The sequence below is a fragment of the Rhizobium mesosinicum genome (assembly GCF_019511345.1).
GTDB classification, from domain to species: Bacteria; Pseudomonadota; Alphaproteobacteria; order Rhizobiales; family Rhizobiaceae; genus Rhizobium; species Rhizobium mesosinicum.
The window spans coordinates 165,825-187,954 of sequence record NZ_JAEUAK010000006.1; the positions used below are offsets into that span (position 1 = coordinate 165,825).

Genomic DNA, 22,130 nt, shown 5'->3' on the forward strand with positions numbered 1-22,130 from the left:
ATCTCTTATCCGGCTTTGAAAAAATTACCAATCAAACCTTCTGATGACGCCGATTACTTCTGTTCCAGGAAGGCCTTGAACTTGTCGGCGTAATCCTTGTGCCAGCGCGACAGCGGCGGACGATTCTCGATGATGTCGCCGATTGCCCAGGCCATGCGGCGCTCATCCACCGGGCGGGCGACGTCGTTATCAGGGCAGAGGATGTAGAAATCGCCGCGTTCAAGGCTCTCGACCATGAAAGCGACAGTCTGTTCCGGCGTCCAGGCGCCTGCCGGCTTTTCCTGGCGATCGCCCTTGGTCAGGCCGGTGAAGACAAAGCCCGGGATCAGCAGATGCGCCGATATCTGCGCGCGTTCGGTGTTGCGCAGTTCGTGTTCGAGCGCTTCGGTGAAGACCTTCACGCCGGCTTTCGAGATATTGTAGGCCGGGTTGCCGGGCGGCGTCGTGATGCCTTGCTTGGACCCGGTGTTGATGATGAGGCCGGGCTCGCCGTGGGCGATCATCCCGGGGCCGAAGGTCCTCGTGCCATTGATGACGCCGAGAAGATTGACCGCGAGGATATTGTCCCAGCCGGACTGGGCACTGAAGATCGAGGTCTCCGGGCCGATGCCGGCATTGTTCATCAGCACGTGCACCCGGCCGAAGCGCTGAATGACGGCACGCTCGAGAGCTTCTATCTGCTCCTTTTGCGAGACGTCGGTCTCGACAGCCATCACATGTTCCTGACCGGCGATTGCCTCAAGTTCTGCGCGGGCGTTTGCGAGCTTTTCACCGCCGAGATCGGCGATGACGACACTCATGCCAGCTTTGGCAAAATGCTTTGCGGCCGCAAGGCCGATGCCGGAAGCACCGCCGGTGACGACGGCAACATTGGATTGCTTGAAAATGTTTTGAATATTCGTCACGGGACTGGCCTCTCCTCAGAGCATTGTTCGGACGGTGCCGAATATGGGCTCTGCTTTTGCGCTGTCAAACCTTATCGGGGTACCGCTGGTGCCTCGTTGCCCTTGCGTCACGCGCCAATCTCGCTAAAAGTGCCGCGATACTGGGCTTTGCGGGTGTGCCGCGGCCTTCATGCAACGGACCTCATCATCATGGCATCATACAAAGACGTGAAGAAAGTCGTGCTCGCCTATTCGGGCGGTCTCGATACCTCGATCATCCTGAAGTGGCTGCAGACCGAGCTCGGCGCTGAAGTCGTCACCTTCACGGCCGATCTCGGCCAGGGCGAAGAACTGGAACCGGCGCGCAAGAAGGCCGAGATGCTCGGCATCAGGGAGATCTATATCGAGGACGTGCGCGAGGAATTCGTGCGCGACTTCGTCTTCCCGATGTTCCGCGCCAATGCCGTCTATGAAGGCGTCTACCTGCTCGGCACATCGATTGCCCGTCCGTTGATTTCCAAGCACCTCATCGATATCGCCCGGAAGACGGGTGCCGACGCGATTGCCCACGGTGCCACCGGCAAGGGCAATGACCAGGTTCGTTTCGAGCTTTCTGCCTATGCGCTGAACCCCGATATCAAGATCATCGCGCCGTGGCGCGACTGGGCGTTCAAGAGCCGTACCGAGTTGCTCGAATTCGCCGAGAAGCACCAGATCCCGGTCGCCAAGGACAAGAAGGGTGAGGCTCCTTTCTCCGTCGACGCCAACCTGCTGCACTCCTCTTCCGAGGGAAAAGTTCTGGAAGACCCGGCGCAGGAAGCGCCTGAATATGTGCATATGCGCACCATCTCGCCGGAAGCGGCCCCCGACAAGGCGACCATTATCAAGGTTGGTTTCCGCAAGGGCGACGCCATCTCGATCAACGGCGTCGAGATGTCGCCGGCGACGCTGCTCGCAACGCTCAATAACTATGGCCGTGACAATGGCATCGGTCGCCTCGACCTCGTCGAAAACCGTTTCGTCGGCATGAAGTCGCGCGGCGTTTATGAAACTCCGGGCGGCACGATCCTGCTTGCTGCGCATCGCGCCATCGAGTCGATCACGCTCGACCGTGGCGCTGCTCATCTCAAGGACGAGCTGATGCCACGTTATGCCGAGCTCATCTATTACGGCTTCTGGTTCTCGCCGGAGCGCGAAATGCTGCAGGCCCTGATCGACAAGAGCCAGGAGCATGTCGAAGGCGAAGTGACGCTGAAGCTCTACAAGGGCAATGTCATGGTCATCGGCCGCGAGAGCGAAAAATCGCTCTATTCCGATAAGCTCGTCACCTTCGAAGACGACCAGGGCGCTTACGACCAGAAGGATGCCGCCGGCTTCATCAAGCTCAATGCGTTGCGTCTTCGCACGCTCGGCAAGCGTAATCTGAAGAAATAAGTCACGCCGGACCGACATCGAAAGGCTCGCCGGTTCTGCCGCGCGGGCTTTTTCTTTGTCGGACCGATCGCAGGTTGTAACGTCTTGACGCGGCAAGGGTATCGCATAAGCTGAACCGTCATCACCGGAGCATTTCCATGCCGCAATCCCTGCTTCTCGGCGCCTTCCTGGCGGCGCTTTTCTATGTGCTCATTCCCGGTCCGGCCTTCCTGCAGCTTCTCGGCATTGGCGCCGGGCAGGGGCGCAAGGCAGGCGCTTTCTTCATGATGGGTCACCTCGTTGGCGATATTATCTGGTCGGGGCTGGCGCTGATCGCGATCGTCGGTGCCAAGACGATCGGCACCTTCGTGTTCGACCTGCTGGGGCTTGCCTGCGGTTTCTATCTCGCCTGGATCGGCTGGAGTGCCGTCAATGCCAAGCCGAAGGCTGAGGGGCAGGCGCTGATGGTAGTGGAGCGGCCATTCCGCCGCGGGCTGATCTTCGGCGTCACCAATCCGAAGGGCTATCCGGTGGCGCTCGCCACGTTCACGGCACTGGTCGCGGGATCGGCAAACGCGCTCGATTTTCAGGCCCTGCCGATGCTGCTCAGCGTTTCCTTCGTCGGCTTCGTCACCGCTGACATCATCCTGATCGGCATCATTGGCGCCGGCGTGGTGCGCCGCTTCTACCGTGCGCATGAGCGGCTAATCGTCCGCTGCTCCGGAGTGCTTTTCATGGGCTTTGCCGTCCAGGCGCTATGGCATGCCACGCCCGGCCTGCTCGGTTGGAGGAAAGCCTGATCAGTCTTCGCCGGCGAGAAAGCCGACGACCGACTCCAGCGTTTGAACCTCATTCGGGTCGCCGATCGACATGGCGATCTGAAGCTGATTTTTGTAATAATCGAGGTAGTTAAAGCTCGTGCCGTCAGTCACATTGGACAGGTCGATGACGTTTCCGAGCGGATCGATCGCGTGCATGGGCAATGGTTCGGATATTGCGGCGAAAGTATTTTGATCGATCAAGCCGCTGTCGAAGCCCTGGCGGGCATAGTTGCGCAGTTCACCCGCACTGACGGCTGTGAAATCAATCGCCTGCCGGCTGTCAAAATTTTGGATCTGGAATGACCCCTGGTCTCTGGTCGGCTTGGGCTCAATTACGATATCAGCGGTCTTCGGACTTTTTGCGTTATTGTTTGTATTGTTTTTGAATAGCAAACTCTGAGAAGACCGCAGGGAAAAAATTTCCATGCGCATGTCCTCTTACTTGAAGATCAAAGAAAAACTAGCGCCTCGCGCTGATTCGCGTCAATCGTTAACGATTAGTTAATTTTTACGTATCAATTCTTGCCCACAAGATTTAGCGGGGCGGACAAAGCCCCAGCCGCCCACATATCAATTTCGTTGGGACCTCTCTATATTATCGATCGACCGGCCGGCATAAAGGACTTTCATATGTCTTCTCCCACCCAATTCAATCAGGCACTTGTCAACTGGAATGGCCTTCATGGCCTGCCGCGTTTTGACGCGATCGCTGATGGTGATTTCGCTGCTGCCTTCGAGTCCGCACTCGCCTCGCACGAAAGAGAGATCGACGCGATCGCCGGCAACAAGGAGGAGCCGAGCTTCGATAATACCGTCGTCGCGCTTGAGCTCGCCGGCGATGAGCTGTCGCGAGTTTCCGCACTTTTCTGGAACCGGGCAGGTGCTCATACCAACGATGTCATCCAGGCGCTGGAGCGGGAAATCTCGCCGAAGATGTCACGGCACTATTCGAAGATCGGCATGAATGCGGATCTCTTCAAGCGCATAGATACACTCTGGGAAAAGCGCGAAAGCCTTGGTCTGACGCTGGAGCAGACGCGCGTGCTGGAGCGGCATTGGAAAGGCTTCGTCAAATCGGGCGCAAAGCTGCCGAAGGCGGAACAGGAGAAGCTTGCGGCGATCAATGAAAAGCTTGCCGGCCTCAGCACCGGCTTCGGGCAGAACGTGCTCGCAGACGAGAAGAGATGGTCGCTGATCCTCTCCGGTGAAGAAGAACTCATTGGCATTCCCGATTTCCTGCGCGACGCGATGGCGGCTGCTGCCCGCGAACGCGGTGAGGATGGCAAATATGCCGTGACCCTGTCGCGCTCGATCATCGAGCCGTTCCTGACTTTTTCGGAGCGCCGCGATCTGCGCGAACAGGCCTTCAAGGCCTGGGTGGCGCGTGGCGAAAATGCCGGCGCGACCGATAACCGCGGCATTATCAGAGAAACGCTTGCCCTGCGCGACGAAGTGGCGAAGCTTCTCGGCTACGGCAACTTCGCCGAATTGAAGCTCGATAACACGATGGCGAAGACACCCCAGGCTGTGAACGATCTGTTGCGCGCCGTCTGGACGAGAGCGGTGAAACGCGCCCGTGAGGAAGAAGCCGATATCGCCGGGCTGATCGCTGCCGAGGGCAAGAACCACGAGGTCATGCCCTGGGACTGGCGCCATTACGCTGAGAAGATCCGTGCGCAGCGGTTCAATTTCTCGGAAGCTGAATTGAAGCCCTATCTGCAGCTCGAAAAGATCATCGATGCCTGCTTCGACGTCGCCGGCCGGCTGTTCGGCATTCGCGCCGTCGAGAAGAAGGGCATTGCTGCCTATCATCCCGACGTGCGGGTCTTCGAGATCCGCGACCGGGACGACAAGCTGGTCGCACTCTTTCTCGGTGACTATTTCGCTCGCAGTTCGAAGCGCTCGGGCGCCTGGATGAGCTCTTTCCAGTCTCAGCACAAGCTGCCCCTGAAGAACGGCCATCATGGCGAGCTGCCGATCATCTACAACGTCTGCAACTTCGCAAAGCCCGCAGAAGGCAAGCCGGCGCTGCTTTCGCTCGACGATGCGCGTACGCTATTCCATGAATTCGGCCATGCACTGCACGGCATGCTTTCCAATGTCACATATCCCTCTGTATCGGGAACGGCGGTCTCCCGCGACTTCGTCGAGCTTCCCTCGCAGCTTTACGAGCACTGGCTGACGGTCCCTGCCATCCTCAAGGAATATGCCGTGCATTTTGAAACCGGAGAGCCGATGCCGCAGGCATTGCTCGATAAGGTTCTTGCCGCTCGCACGTTTAATTCCGGTTTCAACACGGTAGAGTTCACCTCGTCGGCTCTGGTCGATATGGCCTTTCATACGCGCGACAAGGTGGATGATCCGATGGCCGTTCAGGCCGAGGTGCTTGCGGAGATCGGCATGCCGAAATCGATCGTCATGCGCCACGCCACGCCGCATTTCCAGCATATCTTCTCCGGCGGTTATTCGGCGGGTTATTATTCCTACATGTGGTCGGAAGTGCTGGATGCAGATGCCTTTGCCGCCTTCGAAGAGACGGGCGACGCCTTCAACGGCGAAATGGCCAGGAAGCTTCGGGACAATATCTACTCCACGGGCGGCTCCGTGGATCCGGAAGACGCCTACAAGGCTTTCCGCGGCAAGCTGCCAAGCCCGGACGCGATGCTGGTCAAGAAGGGTCTCGCGACCTTCGAGGAATTGACAGGCAGCGACGCTTAAGACAGTTTGATGACATAGAGCAGAGCGGCATGGTGATAGCCATGCCGCAGCTTTCGCGTGCCACCCCCTTTCGCAATCGCGAAAAAAACGGTATGAGCGCGCCAACATAAATGGCGCGTCCAATTGGCCTAGCGCCCCAGCCTCAGAGATTATGACATATGGCACTTCGCAACATCGCGATTATCGCGCACGTTGACCATGGCAAAACGACCCTCGTCGACGAGCTTCTGAAACAGTCCGGTTCGTTCCGCGAGAACCAGCGCGTCATGGAACGCGTGATGGACTCCAACGATATCGAAAAAGAACGCGGCATTACCATTCTCGCCAAGGCGACGTCGATCGAATGGAAAGACACGCGCATCAACATCGTCGACACGCCCGGCCACGCCGACTTCGGCGGTGAAGTCGAGCGCATCCTCTCGATGGTGGATGGCGCTATAGTTCTCGTCGATGCTGCCGAAGGCCCGATGCCGCAGACCAAGTTCGTTGTCGGCAAAGCCCTGAAGGTCGGCCTTCGCCCTATCGTCGCCATCAACAAGATCGACCGGCCGGACGCTCGCGCCGAAGAAGTCGTCAACGAAGTCTTCGACCTTTTTGCCGCGCTCGACGCGACCGACGAACAGCTCGACTTTCCGATCCTTTACGGTTCCGGCCGTGCCGGCTGGATGAACTACGATCCGGCAGGTCCGACCGATGAAGGTCTCGCGCCGCTGCTCGACCTCGTCGTCAAGCACGTTCCGGCGCCGAAGGTGGAAGAAGGTCCGTTCCGCATGATCGGCACGATCCTGGAAGCCAACAACTTCCTCGGCCGCATCATCACCGGTCGTATCGCTTCCGGCTCGATCAAGCCGAACCAGGCGGTCAAGGTTCTCGGCCAGGATGGCAAGCTTATCGAGCAGGGCCGTATCTCCAAGATCCTTGCCTTCCGCGGGATCGAGCGCCAGCCGATCGAAGAAGCCCATGCCGGCGACATTGTCGCGATCGCCGGTCTCTCGAAGGGCACCGTAGCCGATACCTTCTGCGATCCGTCGGTGACGGAAGCGATGAAGGCGCAGCCGATCGATCCGCCGACGGTTACAATGTCCTTCATCGTCAACGACTCGCCGCTTGCCGGTACCGAAGGTGACAAGGTGACGAGCCGCGTCATCCGCGACCGTCTCTTGAAGGAAGCGGAAGGTAACGTTGCGCTGAAGATCGAAGAAAGCGCTGACAAGGATTCGTTCTTTGTTTCCGGCCGTGGCGAACTTCAGCTCGCGGTCCTCATCGAAAACATGCGTCGCGAAGGCTTCGAGCTTGCCGTTTCGCGTCCGCGCGTCGTCATGCACAAGGATGACGCTGGTCAGCTTCTCGAGCCGATCGAAGAAGTCTTGATCGACGTTGACGAAGAGCATTCCGGCGTCGTCGTCCAGAAGATGTCTGAGCGCAAGGCCGAAATGGTCGAGCTTCGTCCGTCGGGCGGCAACCGCGTCCGTCTGGTCTTCTACGCACCGACCCGCGGCCTCATTGGCTACCAATCGGAACTGCTGACGGATACGCGCGGCACGGCGATCATGAACCGCCTGTTCCACAGCTATCAGCCGTACAAGGGTGAGATCGGCGGCCGCGTCAACGGCGTACTGCTCGCCAACGAAGCCGGCGAAGCCGTTGCCTATGCTCTGTTCAACCTGGAAGACCGCGGCCCGATGATCATCGACGCCGGCGAGAAGGTCTATATGGGCATGATCATCGGCATCCACACGCGCGACAACGACCTCGAAGTCAACGTGCTGAAGGGCAAGAAGCTCACCAACATCCGCGCCGCCGGCAAGGACGAAGCCGTGAAGCTCACTCCGCCGATCCGCATGACGCTGGAACGTGCCCTTTCCTGGATTCAGGAGGACGAACTGGTCGAAGTGACGCCGAAGTCGATCCGTCTGCGCAAGATGTATCTCGACGCCAACGACCGCAAGCGTTTCGAAAAGTCGAAGGCCGCTCTCTAAGAGCTTTAAATGCCCCTATCAAACCCCGGCCTTGGCGCCGGGGTTTTTTATTGTGCGCTGCGTCGATTCCGTCTTGTGACAATCGTTAAAAAAGCGTTAAATTTTCTCTGTCGTCCACATATCAAGTCTGTGGGCAAACGATCATGATGCGGTCGTCGCATATGGTTAATTGCCTCCGGCAGGACCAGAGTAAGCGTTATGAAGACGTTGTCGATCGATGTCCGGCGGGCCGAACCGCATGATGCCCGAGCCATTTCGGAAGCCCACCGGCTTTCCTGGCAGCATACTTATGCCGGCATCATTCCACATCGTGCTCTGACCCAGATGGTCGAGCGCCGCGGCGAAAACTGGTGGCGCAAGGCGACCCGCGGTCCGGCAACTTTGCTTGTTCTGGATGTAGCAGGCACCGTTGCAGGCTATGCGACCCTCGGCCTCAATCGCGCCCGCGCATTGCCTCAGGAAGGCGAAATCTACGAGCTTTATCTGCGCCCGGAATATCAGGGCATCGGTCTCGGAAAACTGCTTTTCGGTGAAGCCCGGCGGCTGCTGAAGTCTCTGGGCTGCAACGGTCTCGTCGTCTGGTGCCTGGAAGAAAATGAGACCGCCGCCAACTTTTATCGCGACCATGGCGGTATGGATTTCTGCGAGGGCATGGAAAATTTCGACCATAAGCAGATTAAAAAGATCGGCTTCGTTTGGAACTGATTGCAGGTGCCGAAGGCGCTGCATCTTTCATTAGAGAAATTCTATATTCTGTGGCCCCGCATATTAAGCATCGCTTGCGAGGCATGTTGCGTTGCGAGATGAAACCGATTAACTGGCTTCGAGCAATTCAACCTCCCGGGAGTTCCCTATGCGCATCGACGCCGTTTCCATCGGTAAGAATCCACCTGAAGACGTCAACGTTATCGTCGAGGTTCCGGTCGGCGGGCATCCGATCAAGTACGAAATGGACAAGGAAGCCGGCACGCTGGTCGTCGACCGCTTCCTCTACACGCCGATGACCTACCCGGGTAACTATGGTTTCGTACCGCATACGCTCTCGGAAGATGGCGACCCGATCGACGTGCTGATCGCCAGCACCCGTCCGCTGGTCCCGGGCTGTGTCATCAACGTGCGCCCGATCGGCGTTCTGAAGATGGAAGACAATTCCGGCAAGGACGAGAAGATCATCGCCGTACCGTCGCCCAAGCTGACGCTGCGCTATGAGAAAGTCAAAGACTACACCGACCTTCCGGAAATCACGCTGAAGCAGATCGAGCACTTCTTCGAGCACTACAAGGATCTGGAACCTGGAAAGTGGGTGAAGATCTACGGTTGGGGCGATTCCAAGGAGGCCGGTGCGCTCATCCTCGAAGCGATCGAACGCGCGAAGAAGGAAAAGTCCTGATCTTCAGGCTGAAAGTACTTCGAGCTTTTTTACCAAATCCTCCGGGTCTCCGTCGATCCGGAGGATTTTTTTACGCGACGTGTCGCCGGACGCGATGCTGATGGAGGATTTGGCGATACCCAGAGATTTGGCGACAAGCGCTATGAGGGCTTTGTTCGCTTTTCCCTTTTCAGGGGCGGTGGAGACGCGCGCTTTCAGCAACATCTCCCCTTCGCCATCGGCTTCGATGCCGCCGATGGCATCCCGCCCGCCATTCGGCGTCAGCCGCACGGCGAGGCGGACGTGATCATCAAGTTTTTTCCAGGGCGGGTTCAAACGACGAGCGGATAGATCGTCGTCCAGAGGAAGGAGCGCAGGAAGAAGATGATCAGCAGCAGGATGATCGGCGAAATATCGATGCCGCCGAGATTGGGCAGCAAGCGACGGATCGGTCGCAGGGCCGGTTCCGTGACGTTGTAGAGGAATGTTCCAACCTGATTAACGAAGTGATTGCTGGAGTTGATGACATTGAATGCGTAGAGCCAAGAGAAGATAGCGCTGGCGATCAGGATCCAGGTGTAAAGTTGCAAAGCCAAATCAATGGTTTGAAACAGTGCAATCATCGTCGTCTCCAATTCGTTGTTGACAGACATGTAGACATTGGCGACTAAACGAGCAAGTGCCGTGTGGAAACGTACGGTGAATCATATTTAACGGCCGCTTTTGCACGGCTTTTGGCGCCCGTTTCCTCGGAAAAGCTTCATGTCGCTTTCGCCCACCGGAGACCGTTTTGCCGCGTTCCGGCATTCGTCTTACACCCGCTTCTTCTTCGCTCGGTTCCTGCTTTCCTTCTCGCAGCAGATCGTCAGCGTTGCGGTGGGCTGGCAGATGTACGACCAGACCGGCAGCGCCATCTATCTCGGCATGATCGGGCTCGTGCAGTTTCTGCCGTCTCTCGCCCTGATCCTCGTCACCGGCTCGGTGGCCGATCGGCACAATCGTCGCGCCATCGCCTCGATCTGCTCGCTCGTCAGCGCGCTCTGCACGCTCGCGCTGCTCGGAATGACGGTCGCCGGCAGTTTTTCTCCGATCCCGGTCTTCGTCGTGCTCTTAATCTTTGGTATCGAGCGTGCCTTCATGACGCCGGCAGTGCAGTCGCTCGCGCCGAACCTCGTGCCGGAAGAGGCTCTCTCCAATGCGATCGCATGGAATTCGTCTTCCTGGCAGCTGGCGGCCATTACCGGTCCTGTGCTTGGCGGTCTGCTTTACGGCATCAGCGCATCGACGGCCTACACGGTCGCCGTCATCTTTTCCGTACTCGGCGCGATCCTGCTCTATTTGATCCCTAAGCCGCCGCAGAAAACGGCTGGCGAGGCCAAGAGCTGGGATATGATCCTCGGCGGCTTCCGTTATATTCGGGAAGAGAAGGTGGTGCTTGGTGCCATCTCGCTCGATCTCTTCGCCGTTCTCCTCGGTGGCGCTACCGCGCTGATGCCAATCTTTGCGCGCGATATCTTGACGCTCGGGCCGTGGGGTCTCGGCCTGCTACGCTCGGCGCCAGGTGTCGGCGCCATCATCATGGCAGTCGTCCTTGCCGCCTATCCGCTGAAACATAAGGCCGGCATCTATATGTTCATCGGCGTGGCGATTTTTGGTCTTGGCACAATCGTGTTCGGCCTCTCGACCAATACCGAGGTGTCTATCGCGGCGCTCGCCATCATGGGCGCTGCCGACATGATCTCCGTTTATGTCCGCGAGAGCCTAATCGCGCTCTGGACGCCGGATCATCTGCGCGGCCGCGTCAACGCGGTCAATACGGTGTTTGTCGGCGCATCCAACGAGCTCGGGGAATTTCGCGCGGGTACTATGGCGTCGGTTTTCGGCGCTGTTCCGGCCGTCATTATCGGCGGCATCGGCACGCTTGCAGTCGCGGCGATCTGGGCAAGCGGCTTTCCGAAGCTCAGGAAGATCGATACGCTCGACGCGCCTATACGAGAAGCCGCGTAGCAGCTGCTGCCGTCTTGCCTTCGAAGACGATATCCAGGAAGTCGTCGAGCCAGGCTTTAAGCGGTGCATCGAACAGCATCCGGCCTTCCAGATGCTCGCGTCCCTGCTGCGCATTCGGCAGGATGAAGCGATGGGCGCCGTGCACGACCCAGCGATGCATCATCACTCGTGTCAGCTCCGCATGGAATTGCAGGCCCCAGGCATTATCGTTGTAGCGGAAGGCCTGGTTGGGGTAGGCGTCGCCGGATGCCAGCAACTCGGCGCCATGCGGCAGTTCGAATCCTTCCCGGTGGAAGTGGTAGACCATTTTCGGCCAGCGCATCAGCCGCCGACCCCTTTCGGTCGTATGCAGCGGATACCAACCGATCTCGGTGGACCCGTCATGATTGGCTGCAACCTTGCTACCAAGCTGGCGCGCGAGCATCTGCGCGCCGAGGCAGATGCCGAGATAGGGCCGGTTTTCCTTGAGCGGTACTTCCAGCCAGTCGATCTCCGCCTTGACGAATTCGTCGGGATCGTTAGCGCTCATCGGGCCGCCGAAGATCACCGCACCGCCATGGTTTTCAAGGGTGCAAGGCAAGGGGTCGCCAAGGATGGGGCGACGGATATCGAGATCATAGCCTTTCTGAACGAGAAGCTGGCCGACACGACCGGGGCTTGAGCGCTCCTGATGGAGTATGATGAGAATAGGGCGCCTGTCGTGTCTGATACTTCTGTCAGTCAGCGTCATCCTGCACCACCTGTGCGTCCGTCACTCTTGCGGCCGCCTCCTGCCGCTTCTGAATACGCTCACGGGAAGACACACCCAGGAGATCGGCGATCCGCCAGATCACATGGTCCTCCATCTCGCTGCGCTCGCCGTCGGCATAGACGATATCCCAGAGAATACCGATCAACTCCAGACGCTGCTCGGTATTGAGATGTCTCTTGAGATCGGACGTGAAGCGGAAATAATCGACTGCCGAGCTCTCGGCTTCCAAGCCTGCGGCCATCAAGGCGTCGAGTTGCTTTCCGTCCAGCGCATATTGCTCCTTCAGGAGCCTGCGCAGCCGCTTCTTCTCGCTGTCCTTGATCTGGCCGTCTGCTTCCATGACCTGCATACAGAGCGCGGCGACCGCAATGCGCGGGTCATCGGGGGCAAAGCCTGATTTCGGGCGGTCGGCGGTCAGATGCTGGAAGAATGCCTGAAAGCGTTCGAACATGCGGTTTTTCGTTCCATTTCAGAAAAGGCGGAGCCGTGTCTTGGGTTCCGGTTCCACCTTGGGGTCGCGAACGCCGGGGTCATCCGGCAGGCCGCCAAAGAAAGGCTTTGGATCGGGTGTGGTAGGAGCCGGCCGGGAGGTGGACGGTCCGACGGCTTTTGCCGGCGCTGGCGCTCGGGGTCGCACGGCTTCGGCAATCGTTGCGGCGCGCTCCAGTTCGATAATACGGTGGTCGTTGACCACGCTTTCGGGTCGGGTTTGACGCAGCGGCGGCAAGGTCTTCAGCGCTGTTTCGATCGAGGCGTTCGAGCCCTCCTCGACAGGGCCTTCGAGCTGGCCGAAAGGCGCCTTCCACTCGAAGGCATCGAGACGGCCGGTCACCGGCGAGACCGGCAGCCACTTGTCGGAAACAAAACCATCGGCAACCCAGGCAGGATCGCGCGGCGCCTTCAGCGCTTGAGCCAGCCAATGGCGAACGCGTCCCTGATCGCCGGTCTCGGCTTCCTCGATATCCGCAAGCAGCAGGAAGGCCGCCTCGCGGGGCTCGATACGGGCGGCAGCTTCCGCTTTGGCGCGAGCCTTGGCGAATTCCTGCGCATCGAGTGCAGCCTGGGCGACGACGAGGAGAGATTCGACATTGTTCGGCCGCATGCCCTCCAGTCGCTCGGCGCGCTTCAGGCGATCGAGCGTGGAATCGCCGCTGCGGGCGCGGACATAGACACGGCCAATCTCGGGATGTGGTCCAGCCTTCCACGCCTGTTCGAGAATGGAGGCCGCTTTGCGTATACCGTTTTCGCGGAACAGCGCCTTTGCGGCAATCAGTGCGGCGGGTACAAAATCAGCCGACAGTTTTAGCGCCTGGAGGGCATCGTCGCGTGCGCCGGCAGGATCGCTCTCCAGCTTGTCATCGGCGCGGGCGGTCAGCAGCACTGCATGGAGGCGGTTTGCCTCTGCCTTTTCGACAACCTTGGCTGCCTTCTGCTGTTCCAGGAGACGGATGGCGTCGTCCCAGCGGCCGGATTGGCTGCGATATTCGAGCGTCGCCTGCGCGGCCCAGGGTAGATAAGGGGCGTTGTCGGCCGCCCTTTCCGCATATTGACGGGCGGCCTCGTTGGCGCCGAGGCGCTTGGCCTCCAGGTAAAGGCCGCGCAAGCCGAGTTCGCGTGTCTCGGGGTCGTTGGCCATCGCCTCGAATTTGGAACGAGCCTCGTCGTAGCGCCCTTCAATGAGAGCGGCCTGTGCTTCCAGAAGGTTGATCAGCGGTTCCTGATCGGCGCGGATAAGGCCGCGCGAGCGGGCGGCCATCTTGCGGGCGAGCAGGGCATTGCCTGCTCCGGCGGCGATGAGGCCAGTCGACAAGGCTTGGTAGCCACGATCGCGCTTGCGGGCGCGGAAGTAGCGCGTCACCGAATGCGGCGAGGTCCATATCAAGCGGACGAACCACCAGGCCACCATGACGGCAGCGATCAGCGCAATGATGGCGCTTGCCGCGACAATCAGTTTTGTCTGGTAGATCTGGCCCTCCCAGAGCAGCGAAAGATCGCCGGGGCGATCGGCAAGCCAGGAGAAACCATAGGCGAGAACGAGGACGAGGAGCGCGAAGATAATCAGGCGGACCATGCTCATCCTTCCTTGCCGGTGCCGGAAACGGCCTTGGAGAGAGTACCGCTGACGAGATCCTCGACGCGGATACGAGCTTCGAGCGATTGCTTGAAGGCGGCAGAAGCCTGTTTTGCGACAGCAGGCAGGCTGTTCCATTCGGTAGCTGCACCGGGCAGATCGCCGTTCTTCACCTTGTCCTCCATGCGCGCGGCGATCGCTTCAACGCTTTCGCCTTCGACATTGCCAACGGGGCGGACGGAGACCAAGGATTTGGCGCTCGACATCAGCCGGTCCGACCAGCTCTGATTAGGATCCGGCTGATTGACGGATTCAACGATGGCGGTGGCGACATCGGGAACCTGACGGATCAGTTCGGCACGGGAGGGAACGCCGGTTTCGGCAAAGCCGCGCAGATCGGCTGCAGCCGGATCATCGGGTGCTACTCCGGCAAATGTATCAAGTTCGGCGATGAAGGGGCCGCCACGGTCGATCGCGGCCTTGAGAGCTGCGGCGGCGATGGCGCGGGCAACGGCGACATCCTCGCGCGGTTCGTTCAGCTTCTTTTCGGCTTCGGCGAGGCGGCTCGTAATGTCGGCACCGTTTGAGGCCTGCTGTTCGGTGGTCTGCGCAAGGCTCGTCTTCAACTGAGCAATCTGAGCTGTCAGATCTGCAATCTTCTGGTTGAGTGCTTCGACATCTGCGGAGCCGGTCGACGTGTCGGATGCCGGTGTCTGAGGGACCGCTTCGAGAGCCGCGATGCGCTTTTCGAGGGCACTGTTATCGGCTGCCGGTGGCGGATTGGCGGCAAGGCTTGCAACCGATTGCTTGAGGCCTTCGATCTCGCCGGAGAGGCCGGCCATTTCGGCAGAGTTCGTCTGCTGGGTGGAGGAGCCCGGCAGATAACCGGCATATTGTATCGCGCCGGCGCCAAGCAGCGCGACAAGACCGCCGAAGATACCGGCGGCAATCAGGCCCGACGTGACCACGCCCTTTTGTGGCGGAGGCAGCTGTAGCGGTTCCGATGGCGGGAGCTCCTTGGAGAGGGGCTCTTCCTGCGCGCCGGCGGCGCGTTCGCTCTCATGTTCCGACAGGGGTTCACCGCCGGCTTCCGCAGCGGCAGCGGCCTCAGTGACAGGCGCGTCATCGGCTGCTTGTGCGGCTTCTTCGGCAGGCTTTTCAGAATCGGCCGCCGCGGCGAAGTCCTGTGCGTCCAGGTCAATCGTGACCGGCTTATCGGAGCTCTTCGAGTGGCGTGGCGGATTTCCCGATACCATGAGGTCCTCATTATCCTGCATTGCAACGAAACTAGACAGGGATGGCAATTAAGGGAAGAGGTTAGATCAAATTTGGGCGGCTAAAGCCTTCTAAGCAGCGACAAAAGGCTTTTTTCATCCGGCATCGGTGAAATCTCCAGGCCTTTCCTCAAAACGGGTGGAACAGCTTCCGCTACAGTGTTGCTGAGGCAAATGAGATGGATTTTCGGCAGCTGCAACAAAAGGGATTCTACCCCCGGGATATGAAAGAAATTTCCAGCCGTCTGGCGGGAATAGAAAAGAACAGCATCGGGAGGATTGCTCAACAGGAGGGTTGCAACGGTCTCCGGGTTGGGAGCAACAGGCTCCATTCGGTAACATTCAGCCACCGAGAAATGCTGCCCGAGTTCCGTCAGGCGCCTCTCGAAAGTGTCGGCGCGCGGATTGCCGGCGAGGTAGAGAAGCCTATCGACCTTGTTTGCCGCTATCATCTCGGCCAATTCGCGGCCGCTGCCCGACGATGCCGAGACAGAATGGAATCCCAGCCTGCGCGCCTCGTCGGCTGTGGTTTCACCAACGGCAAAGAGACGGCGCGAAAGGTGAGGCGTCAGCGCCTCCCCCAGTGACTGCAAGGTGCGCACAGCTTCGGCGCTCGTTACGGCTATCGCCCCAGTGGTCGTTTCCAGAGCCTGCCGAGCGGCGGCCATGTCGTGGACGGGACGGGTGAGCGGCAGCAATAGTGGCTCGTGACCCAGCTCGCGCAAACGTTGAGCGGTGCGCTCGCCCGAATGCGCCGGACGGGTGACGAGCACGCGCATGCAGGCTAGCTCCAGTCCTCGAAGAAGCTGCTGCCGGCCCGTGCGCGCACGTCCTGTCCGGCGCGGGTACCAAGGGCTGCGGCGTCGCGGCGGTTGCCGTCGATGGTGATTGCATGGTGGTGGCGGCCGTCAGGCGTGAGAATAAGGCCCGAGAAGCGGATCTGATCCCCCTCGCAGACGGCGTAGCCGCCGATCGGCGTGCGACAGGAGCCATCGAGGGCGGCCAGGAAGGCGCGCTCGCAGGAGACCGTGTCGAATGTCGGTGCATCATTGATCGGCGCCAGCAGTTCGTCGACCCTTGTGTCGCCGATGCGGCTTTCGATGCAGATCGCGCCCTGGGCGGGTGCCGGCGGGAAGCTGTCAGGGTCGAGGATATCGGTGATCACCTCGACCTTGCCGAGGCGCTTGAGGCCGGCAAGTGCCAGAAGTGTCGCATCCACCTGGCCTTCCTGAAGCTTTCGCAGGCGGGTGTCGACGAGGCCGCGAAAGGTAATGACATTGATGTCCGGTCGCATGCGGCGGATGAGCGCCTGACGGCGCAGCGAGGATGAACCGACAGTTGCGCCGTGCGGCAGGTCGATCAGCTTCGGCGCGGTGCGGCCGACGACGGCGTCGCGGATATCTTCGCGCGGAAGGTAAGCGGAGAGATAAAGACCTTCCGGTAGCACAGTCGGCATGTCTTTGCTCGAATGCACGGCGAGATCGAGATCGCCGGCGACGAGCTGCTGCTCCAGTTCTGCCGTGAAAAGTCCTTTGCCGCCGATCTCGGCCAGCGAGCGGTCGGTGATGCGATCGCCCTTGGTCGTCAGCACCACGATCTCGAAGATTTCCTCCGGCAGGTTATGGGCTGCCATCAGCCGGTCGCGGGCCTCGTATGCCTGCGCGAGCGCCAGCGGGCTGCCGCGTGTGCCGATCCGGAAAGGTTTTGTTTGCATCCGCTTTGATCCGTTGTTACCGGAGTTCTCGTAAACAGGTTTAACCCCTATCGCAATCGACGAACAGGTTTCATGGCTCCCTTTCTGCGCATCCTCGGCATCGAGACAAGCTGCGACGAGACCGCCGCTGCCGTCGTTGAGCGCGATGCGGAAGGCCGCTCCAACGTGTTGTCGGATGTCGTTCTTTCCCAGCTAGACGAGCATAGTGCCTATGGCGGCGTGGTGCCAGAAATTGCCGCTCGCGCCCATGTCGAAGCGCTCGACGAGTTGATCGACGAGGCCCTGAAGCGCGCCAATGTGTCGCTCTCGGATGTCGATGCGATCGCGGCGACATCAGGGCCTGGCCTGATCGGAGGGCTGCTTGTCGGGCTGATGACCGGCAAGGCGATCGCCAAGGCGGCCGGCAAGCCGCTTTATGCCATCAACCATCTGGAAGGCCACGCGCTGACGGCGCGGCTGACGGACGGACTTTCCTTCCCCTATCTGATGCTGCTCGTCTCCGGCGGCCATACGCAGCTCATCCTCGTGCGCGGCATCGGCGAATATGAGCGCTGGGGCACGACGATCGACGATGCGCTGGGCGAGGCTTTCGACAAGACGGCGAAACTGCTCGGCCTTCCCTATCCCGGCGGGCCGGCCGTGGAACGGATGGCGAAGGACGGCAATGCCGACCGGTTCAATTTCCCGCGACCGCTGGTTGGCGAGGCGCGGCTCGATTTTTCCTTCTCCGGCCTTAAGACCGCCGTGCGCCAGGCGGCGACCGAGATCGCGCCGCTGACGGATCGGGATGTCGCCGATATCTGCGCCTCCTTCCAGAAGGCGATTTCCCGCACGATGAAGGATCGCATCGGCCGCGGCCTGCAGCGGTTCAAGGCGGAATTTCCGGACCTTCCGGAAAAGCCGGCGCTCGTGGTGGCCGGCGGTGTCGCAGCGAACAAGGAGATCCGCAGTACGCTGCAGGCGCTCTGCGACAAGAATGGCTTCCGTTTCATCGCGCCGCCGCTCCACCTCTGCACCGACAATGCCGTGATGATTGCCTGGGCCGGACTTGAGCGCATGGCGAAAGGTGTTGCGTCTGACGATCTCGATGTGCAGCCGCGTTCGCGCTGGCCGCTCGATTCCAAGGCCGAAACCGTGCTCGGATCAGGGAAGCGGGGAGCCAAGGCATGAGCGAGCGCATCGCCGTCGTCGGATCGGGAGCTTTCGGTACGGCGCTTGCTACCGTCATCGCGCTGACGGGACGCAATTCGGCTATCCTCGTCGGCCGCGATCCGGCTCTGATCGAAGACCTTAAGGCAGAGCGACTGCATGATGTTGTTTTGCCGGGCATTCCTCTGCCCGAGATGCTGGAATTTTCCGCTGAGGCAGATGCGATCAGCAATGCAGACATCGTGCTCTTCGCCATGCCCTCGCAGGCGCAGGCGGATGCCGCGCGGCATTACGGTCCTTACCTGGCTAAAGACGCCATCGTGGTCACCTGCGCGAAGGGTATCGAGCGGGCAACCGGCGCCCTTCTGACCGACATGCTGGAGCGGGAATTGCCCAACCATCCGGTGGCCGTGCTCTCCGGGCCAGGCTTTGCCGCCGATATCGCGAAAGGGTTGCCAACAGCCATGGTCATCGCCGCGGCCAGCATGCAGGTTGCCGAGCGGCTAGCGCAGGCGATCTCTGGCCGCACCTTCCGGCTCTATGCCTCGGCAGACCGCATCGGCGTACAGCTTGGCGGAGCATTGAAGAATGTATTGGCGATTGCCTGCGGCATCGTCGAAGGCAGCGGTATCGGCGATTCGGCGCGTGCGGCACTGATTGCCCGCGGGCTTGCCGAGATGTCGCGCTTCATCGTCGCCAAGGGCGGCAATGCCGATACGGCGCGGGGGCTATCAGGCCTGGGCGATCTCGTGCTGACGGCAACCAGCCATCAGTCGCGCAACCTGCGTTTTGGCATTGCGCTCGGGCGCGGCGAAAAGGTGGACCCTTCCCGCGGCGAGTTGGTGGAAGGGGCTTTTGCGGCGGCGGTTGCCTCGCGGCTTGCCGAAGAACTCGGCGTCGAGATGCCGATCACCGATGCGGTTTCTGCGATCATTGAAGGCAAGCTCGCCATATCCGAAGCCATCGAACAATTGATGACGCGTCCGATTACGACCGAATAGGAGACAGACATGCTTTTCGCCCTTCTTTGCAAGGACAAGCCCGGCCATCTCAACGTGCGCATGGAAACGCGCCCCACTCACCTCGAGTATCTCAACAAGCTGAATGCCGAAGGCAAGCTTGCTATGGCTGGCCCGTTCCTCGATGCTGAAGGCAAGCCGAATGGCAGCCTCGTTTTGGTTCATGCCGAAACGCTGGAGGAAGCCACGGCGCTTGGCGCCGCGGACCCCTACGCGCTGGCCGGTCTTTTCGAAAGCGTCGAAGTGAAGCCCTTCAACTGGGTCTTCAACAAGCCGGAGGCTTAAGCAGAATGGCGCACTGGCTTTACAAATCCGAGCCTGGAGCTTGGTCCTGGGAGCAGCAGAAGGCGGCAGGCGAGAAGGGCACGGAATGGACCGGCGTGCGCAACTATCTCGCGCGTAACAACATGCGAGCCATGCAGATCGGCGACAAGGGTTTCTTCTACCATTCCAATGATGGACTGGAGATCGTGGGTATCGTCGAAGTCTGTGCGCTCTCGCATCCGGATTCGACGGCGAAGGGCGACGATCGCTGGGATTGCGTCGATATCCGCGCGGTCATGGATGTACCGAAGCCGGTGACGCTGAAGGATATCAAGGCAAACGAAAAGCTGTCCAAGATGTCGCTGGTCACCTCGATGCGGCTTTCCGTGCAGCCGGTGACGGATGACGAATGGGCCGAGGTCTGCCGCATGGGCGGTTTTGACAATCCGCCGCGCTGAGCAGCTTTGAAGACCGACCCTGAAACCTTTATCCGCGCCAATACCAGTCTGCTTGCGCTGCCGCATGTGCCGGAAATCCGGCTTTATCTGGCGAGCGAAGCTCACGAACTCTGGCTGAAGACGGAAGAGGAGCTTGAGGCAATCGGCCTGCCGCCGCCTTTCTGGGCGTTTGCCTGGGCGGGCGGACAGGGGCTGGCGCGCTATGTTCTCGACCGTCGCGAAACGGTCAAAGGAATGCGGGTACTGGATTTCGCGAGCGGTTCCGGATTGGTGGGAATTGCCGCAAGCAAGGCTGGTGCGGCCAGGGTGACGGCCGCCGATATCGATCCGTGGTCGCAGACGGCGGTGCGGTTGAATGCCGCTGTCAATTCCGTCTCACTGGATTTCACCGGAGCCGATCTCATCGCTCAGAATGTCGATTCGGATGTGGTCCTTGCCGGCGACGTTTTCTACGACAAATCCTTCGCCGAAGCGCTGATTCCGTGGTTCGAGACGCTTGTGGCCGAGGGCAAGGATGTTCTGGTCGGCGATCCGGGGCGGGCCTATCTGCCAAAAGACAGGCTGGAGTTTTGCGCCGTTTATGAGGTGCCCGTGACCCGGGCGCTTGAAGACAGCGAGGTCAAGAAGACGACCGTCTGGCGGTTCAGGCCTCAGGGTCGGATGACACAGACATTGGCCTCATAGGAGCAGGGATCATCGGCGATGCCGACATCGATAACCTTGGCCTTCGGGGCAAGGTTGCGTTCCGGCGCGGCCAGACGATAGTACCCGTCGCCGCCGACATAGGTCCCGCCATCCGTCTGATAGGTATAGGACGATCCGGCGTAGATGCCGTTGCTCCCGTAATTCTGATCATAGCTTTGGGGCTGAGCCGCAATGACAACGATGTTGCTGCTGCGGTAGCGGCTTGTCCCCGGGTAGCTGAACTGCTTCAGAAACGGGGTACGGGGGCGATAGCGGATGACGTTGTCACGTCTGAAGTGCAGGCCGCTATCCCAGTGGGTGCGCCTGCCGAGGAAGACGTCGTCATGAAAACCGTTATGGCGCGGAAAGCGATGATCGAAGTTGCGCTCTCCTGCTGCTGCGGGCAGCGCTGTCAGCACCGCAAGGAGAGCAAGGGTGGTCTTGGACAGACTGCGGAACATGGACCAAACTCCGAAACGCTAACAAATCGTTAACGCCAGATTGCGCCAAAAGGCTGATCTTGTCCACGCGGCCATAAGCGCAGCTTAAAAAATGAGCGATGGAGACGAGTTTCGCGGCGTTGAAAACTTCCCGGTAACGCGAATCGATTAAATTAAAAGCAGGCAGCAATTATGCTTGTCGTCAGGGGTTTCGGTGATTAAACGTCGAGAATGATGCAACGCACACAGAATTTTGTCATTCGTGTGGTTGACTGAGAAAAGCCCCTGACGTCAAGGGCAAATGGAAGACGCCGCGAGGTTCTGATGGCGAATGTGACAAACCGGCCCCTGTCGCCGCATCTGCAAGTTTACAAGCTTATCCCAACTATGGCCATGTCGATCGTTCACCGCATTACAGGTGGCGCTCTTTATTTCGGCACGCTGCTGATTGCCTGGTGGCTCATCGCGGCGGCCACCGGCCAAGCATATTATGACTGGGCCAACTGGGTGCTTGGCAGCATCGTCGGTAAGCTCGTCCTGCTCGGTTATACCTGGGCCTTGCTGCACCATATGCTCGGCGGCTTTCGCCACCTGATGTGGGATCTTGGACACGGATTCGAGAAGGAATTCTCCACCAAGCTCGCCATCGCCAACGTCATCGGATCGCTCTGTCTGACCGTGCTGGTCTGGGTGATCGGTTTCATCATCCGCTTCTGAAGGTCGCACTCATGGATATGCGCACTCCTCTGGGCAAGGTTCGCGGCCTCGGCTCCGCCAAGGAAGGCACCGATCATTTCTGGCGCCAGCGCCTGACGGCTGTCTCCAACATCCCGCTCATCATTTTCTTCGTCATCTTCATGATCGTCTATGCCGGTGCGCCCTATGTCGACGTGGTTCGTGCTCTCTCGAACCCATTTGTCGCCGTTGTCATGGGCCTGATGGTCGTCTCCGGCACCGTCCATATGAAGCTCGGCATGCAGGCCATCATCGAAGACTACGTTCACGGCGAGATCGGCAAGCTGCTGCTGCTGATGCTGAACACCTTCTTCGCGATCCTTGTCGCCGGCCTCTGTCTCTTCGCCATTCTGAAAATCGCATTCGTAGGATAACCGTAT

At 59.8% G+C, this 22,130-nt stretch carries 25 protein-coding genes; 14 read left to right on the forward strand and 11 right to left on the reverse strand.

Going from position 1 to position 22,130, the window contains the following annotated elements; genetic code table 11:
• Nucleotides 1–53 precede the first annotated feature (53 nt).
• The gene (locus JNB85_RS17715; protein ID WP_220335638.1) at nt 54–905 is read right to left on the reverse strand and encodes an SDR family NAD(P)-dependent oxidoreductase; all 852 of its coding nucleotides are present in this window, start codon (nt 903–905) and stop codon (nt 54–56) included.
• Between the two features lie 189 nt (nt 906–1,094).
• Here JNB85_RS17715 and JNB85_RS17720 point away from each other — a divergent pair, with 189 nt between their 5' ends.
• Entirely contained in the window at nt 1,095–2,318 is a 1,224-nt protein-coding gene (locus JNB85_RS17720) for an argininosuccinate synthase (protein ID WP_220335639.1), read from the forward strand.
• Nucleotides 2,319–2,455: 137 nt separating this feature from the next.
• Nucleotides 2,456–3,097 carry a LysE family translocator gene (locus JNB85_RS17725; RefSeq protein ID WP_220335640.1) on the forward strand — a complete coding sequence of 214 codons (642 nt, stop codon included), beginning with the start codon at nt 2,456–2,458 and terminating at the stop codon, nt 3,095–3,097.
• Here JNB85_RS17725 and JNB85_RS17730 read toward each other — a convergent pair whose 3' ends face one another.
• Nucleotides 3,098–3,544: a hypothetical protein gene (locus JNB85_RS17730; protein WP_220335641.1), complete on the reverse strand. Its 447-nt coding sequence runs from the start codon at nt 3,542–3,544 to the stop codon at nt 3,098–3,100.
• Between the two features lie 204 nt (nt 3,545–3,748).
• Between JNB85_RS17730 and JNB85_RS17735 the strand changes: the two genes are divergently transcribed.
• The 4 genes from JNB85_RS17735 to ppa all read left to right on the forward strand — a co-directional run bounded on the left by JNB85_RS17735 (nt 3,749) and on the right by ppa (nt 9,205).
• On the forward strand, nt 3,749–5,836 hold the full coding sequence (locus JNB85_RS17735) for a M3 family metallopeptidase (RefSeq protein WP_220335642.1): 2,088 nt from the start codon (nt 3,749–3,751) through the stop codon (nt 5,834–5,836).
• 158 nt (nt 5,837–5,994) lie between these two features.
• The gene (gene typA / locus JNB85_RS17740; protein WP_183749454.1) at nt 5,995–7,815 is read left to right on the forward strand and encodes a translational GTPase TypA; all 1,821 of its coding nucleotides are present in this window, start codon (nt 5,995–5,997) and stop codon (nt 7,813–7,815) included.
• Nucleotides 7,816–8,013: 198 nt separating this feature from the next.
• Nucleotides 8,014–8,520, forward strand: a complete 507-nt coding sequence (locus tag JNB85_RS17745; protein WP_220335643.1) for a GNAT family N-acetyltransferase — start codon at nt 8,014–8,016, stop codon at nt 8,518–8,520.
• Nucleotides 8,521–8,668: 148 nt separating this feature from the next.
• Complete coding sequence (ppa, locus tag JNB85_RS17750) at nt 8,669–9,205, forward strand: inorganic diphosphatase (RefSeq protein WP_220335644.1); 537 nt, start codon at nt 8,669–8,671, stop codon at nt 9,203–9,205.
• 3 nt (nt 9,206–9,208) lie between these two features.
• On the opposite strand, the gene JNB85_RS17755 is transcribed toward ppa, so the two are convergent.
• Both JNB85_RS17755 and JNB85_RS17760 read right to left on the reverse strand, forming a co-directional pair.
• On the reverse strand, nt 9,209–9,520 hold the full coding sequence (locus JNB85_RS17755; RefSeq protein WP_220335645.1) for a DUF167 domain-containing protein: 312 nt from the start codon (nt 9,518–9,520) through the stop codon (nt 9,209–9,211).
• Complete coding sequence (locus tag JNB85_RS17760) at nt 9,517–9,807, reverse strand: YggT family protein (RefSeq protein ID WP_223216525.1); 291 nt, start codon at nt 9,805–9,807, stop codon at nt 9,517–9,519. Before JNB85_RS17760 ends, JNB85_RS17755 begins: the two co-directional genes overlap by 4 nt.
• A 139-nt stretch (nt 9,808–9,946) precedes the next feature.
• Between JNB85_RS17760 and JNB85_RS17765 the strand changes: the two genes are divergently transcribed.
• Nucleotides 9,947–11,191 (forward strand): MFS transporter, encoded by a 1,245-nt coding sequence (locus JNB85_RS17765; protein WP_220335646.1) that lies wholly within the window; start codon nt 9,947–9,949, stop codon nt 11,189–11,191.
• On the opposite strand, the gene JNB85_RS17770 is transcribed toward JNB85_RS17765, so the two are convergent.
• Genes JNB85_RS17770 through hemC form a run of 6 tightly spaced genes read right to left on the reverse strand, consistent with a single transcriptional unit; the run spans nt 11,172 to nt 17,001 of the window.
• Complete coding sequence (locus JNB85_RS17770; protein ID WP_220335647.1) at nt 11,172–11,921, reverse strand: glutamine amidotransferase; 750 nt, start codon at nt 11,919–11,921, stop codon at nt 11,172–11,174. The two genes, JNB85_RS17765 and JNB85_RS17770, sit on opposite strands and share 20 nt — an antisense overlap.
• Nucleotides 11,908–12,393 carry a tellurite resistance TerB family protein gene (locus JNB85_RS17775; protein WP_220335648.1) on the reverse strand — a complete coding sequence of 162 codons (486 nt, stop codon included), beginning with the start codon at nt 12,391–12,393 and terminating at the stop codon, nt 11,908–11,910. Before JNB85_RS17775 ends, JNB85_RS17770 begins: the two co-directional genes overlap by 14 nt.
• 18 nt (nt 12,394–12,411) lie before the next feature.
• The gene (locus JNB85_RS17780; RefSeq protein WP_220335649.1) at nt 12,412–14,013 is read right to left on the reverse strand and encodes a heme biosynthesis protein HemY; all 1,602 of its coding nucleotides are present in this window, start codon (nt 14,011–14,013) and stop codon (nt 12,412–12,414) included.
• Nucleotides 14,014–14,015: 2 nt separating this feature from the next.
• Nucleotides 14,016–15,290 (reverse strand): COG4223 family protein, encoded by a 1,275-nt coding sequence (locus tag JNB85_RS17785; RefSeq protein WP_220335650.1) that lies wholly within the window; start codon nt 15,288–15,290, stop codon nt 14,016–14,018.
• 59 nt (nt 15,291–15,349) lie between these two features.
• The gene (locus JNB85_RS17790) at nt 15,350–16,066 is read right to left on the reverse strand and encodes a uroporphyrinogen-III synthase (protein ID WP_220335651.1); all 717 of its coding nucleotides are present in this window, start codon (nt 16,064–16,066) and stop codon (nt 15,350–15,352) included.
• Between the two features lie 5 nt (nt 16,067–16,071).
• Nucleotides 16,072–17,001, reverse strand: coding sequence for a hydroxymethylbilane synthase (gene hemC / locus JNB85_RS17795; protein WP_220335652.1), 930 nt, complete (start codon nt 16,999–17,001; stop codon nt 16,072–16,074).
• 72 nt (nt 17,002–17,073) lie between these two features.
• Here hemC and tsaD point away from each other — a divergent pair, with 72 nt between their 5' ends.
• From tsaD to JNB85_RS17820, 5 genes are read left to right on the forward strand one after another with little or no spacing between them, the layout of a single operon-like run.
• Nucleotides 17,074–18,171 (forward strand): tRNA (adenosine(37)-N6)-threonylcarbamoyltransferase complex transferase subunit TsaD, encoded by a 1,098-nt coding sequence (tsaD, locus tag JNB85_RS17800; RefSeq protein WP_220335653.1) that lies wholly within the window; start codon nt 17,074–17,076, stop codon nt 18,169–18,171.
• Nucleotides 18,168–19,151 carry an NAD(P)H-dependent glycerol-3-phosphate dehydrogenase gene (locus tag JNB85_RS17805; RefSeq protein ID WP_220335654.1) on the forward strand — a complete coding sequence of 328 codons (984 nt, stop codon included), beginning with the start codon at nt 18,168–18,170 and terminating at the stop codon, nt 19,149–19,151. Before tsaD ends, JNB85_RS17805 begins: the two co-directional genes overlap by 4 nt.
• 9 nt (nt 19,152–19,160) lie before the next feature.
• Nucleotides 19,161–19,454 carry a YciI-like protein gene (locus JNB85_RS17810; RefSeq protein WP_220335655.1) on the forward strand — a complete coding sequence of 98 codons (294 nt, stop codon included), beginning with the start codon at nt 19,161–19,163 and terminating at the stop codon, nt 19,452–19,454.
• Nucleotides 19,455–19,459: 5 nt separating this feature from the next.
• Nucleotides 19,460–19,891, forward strand: a complete 432-nt coding sequence (locus tag JNB85_RS17815) for an EVE domain-containing protein (RefSeq protein ID WP_220335656.1) — start codon at nt 19,460–19,462, stop codon at nt 19,889–19,891.
• A 6-nt stretch (nt 19,892–19,897) separates the two neighbouring features.
• Complete coding sequence (locus JNB85_RS17820; protein WP_220335657.1) at nt 19,898–20,575, forward strand: class I SAM-dependent methyltransferase; 678 nt, start codon at nt 19,898–19,900, stop codon at nt 20,573–20,575.
• Here JNB85_RS17820 and JNB85_RS17825 read toward each other — a convergent pair.
• Complete coding sequence (locus JNB85_RS17825) at nt 20,542–21,036, reverse strand: hypothetical protein (RefSeq protein WP_220335658.1); 495 nt, start codon at nt 21,034–21,036, stop codon at nt 20,542–20,544. The genes JNB85_RS17820 and JNB85_RS17825 overlap by 34 nt on opposite strands.
• 303 nt (nt 21,037–21,339) lie before the next feature.
• Here JNB85_RS17825 and sdhC point away from each other — a divergent pair, with 303 nt between their 5' ends.
• Nucleotides 21,340–21,732 (forward strand): succinate dehydrogenase, cytochrome b556 subunit, encoded by a 393-nt coding sequence (sdhC, locus tag JNB85_RS17830; protein WP_220335659.1) that lies wholly within the window; start codon nt 21,340–21,342, stop codon nt 21,730–21,732.
• 11 nt (nt 21,733–21,743) lie between these two features.
• Complete coding sequence (gene sdhD, locus JNB85_RS17835; protein ID WP_220335660.1) at nt 21,744–22,124, forward strand: succinate dehydrogenase, hydrophobic membrane anchor protein; 381 nt, start codon at nt 21,744–21,746, stop codon at nt 22,122–22,124.
• The last annotated feature ends 6 nt before the right edge of the window (nt 22,125–22,130 follow it).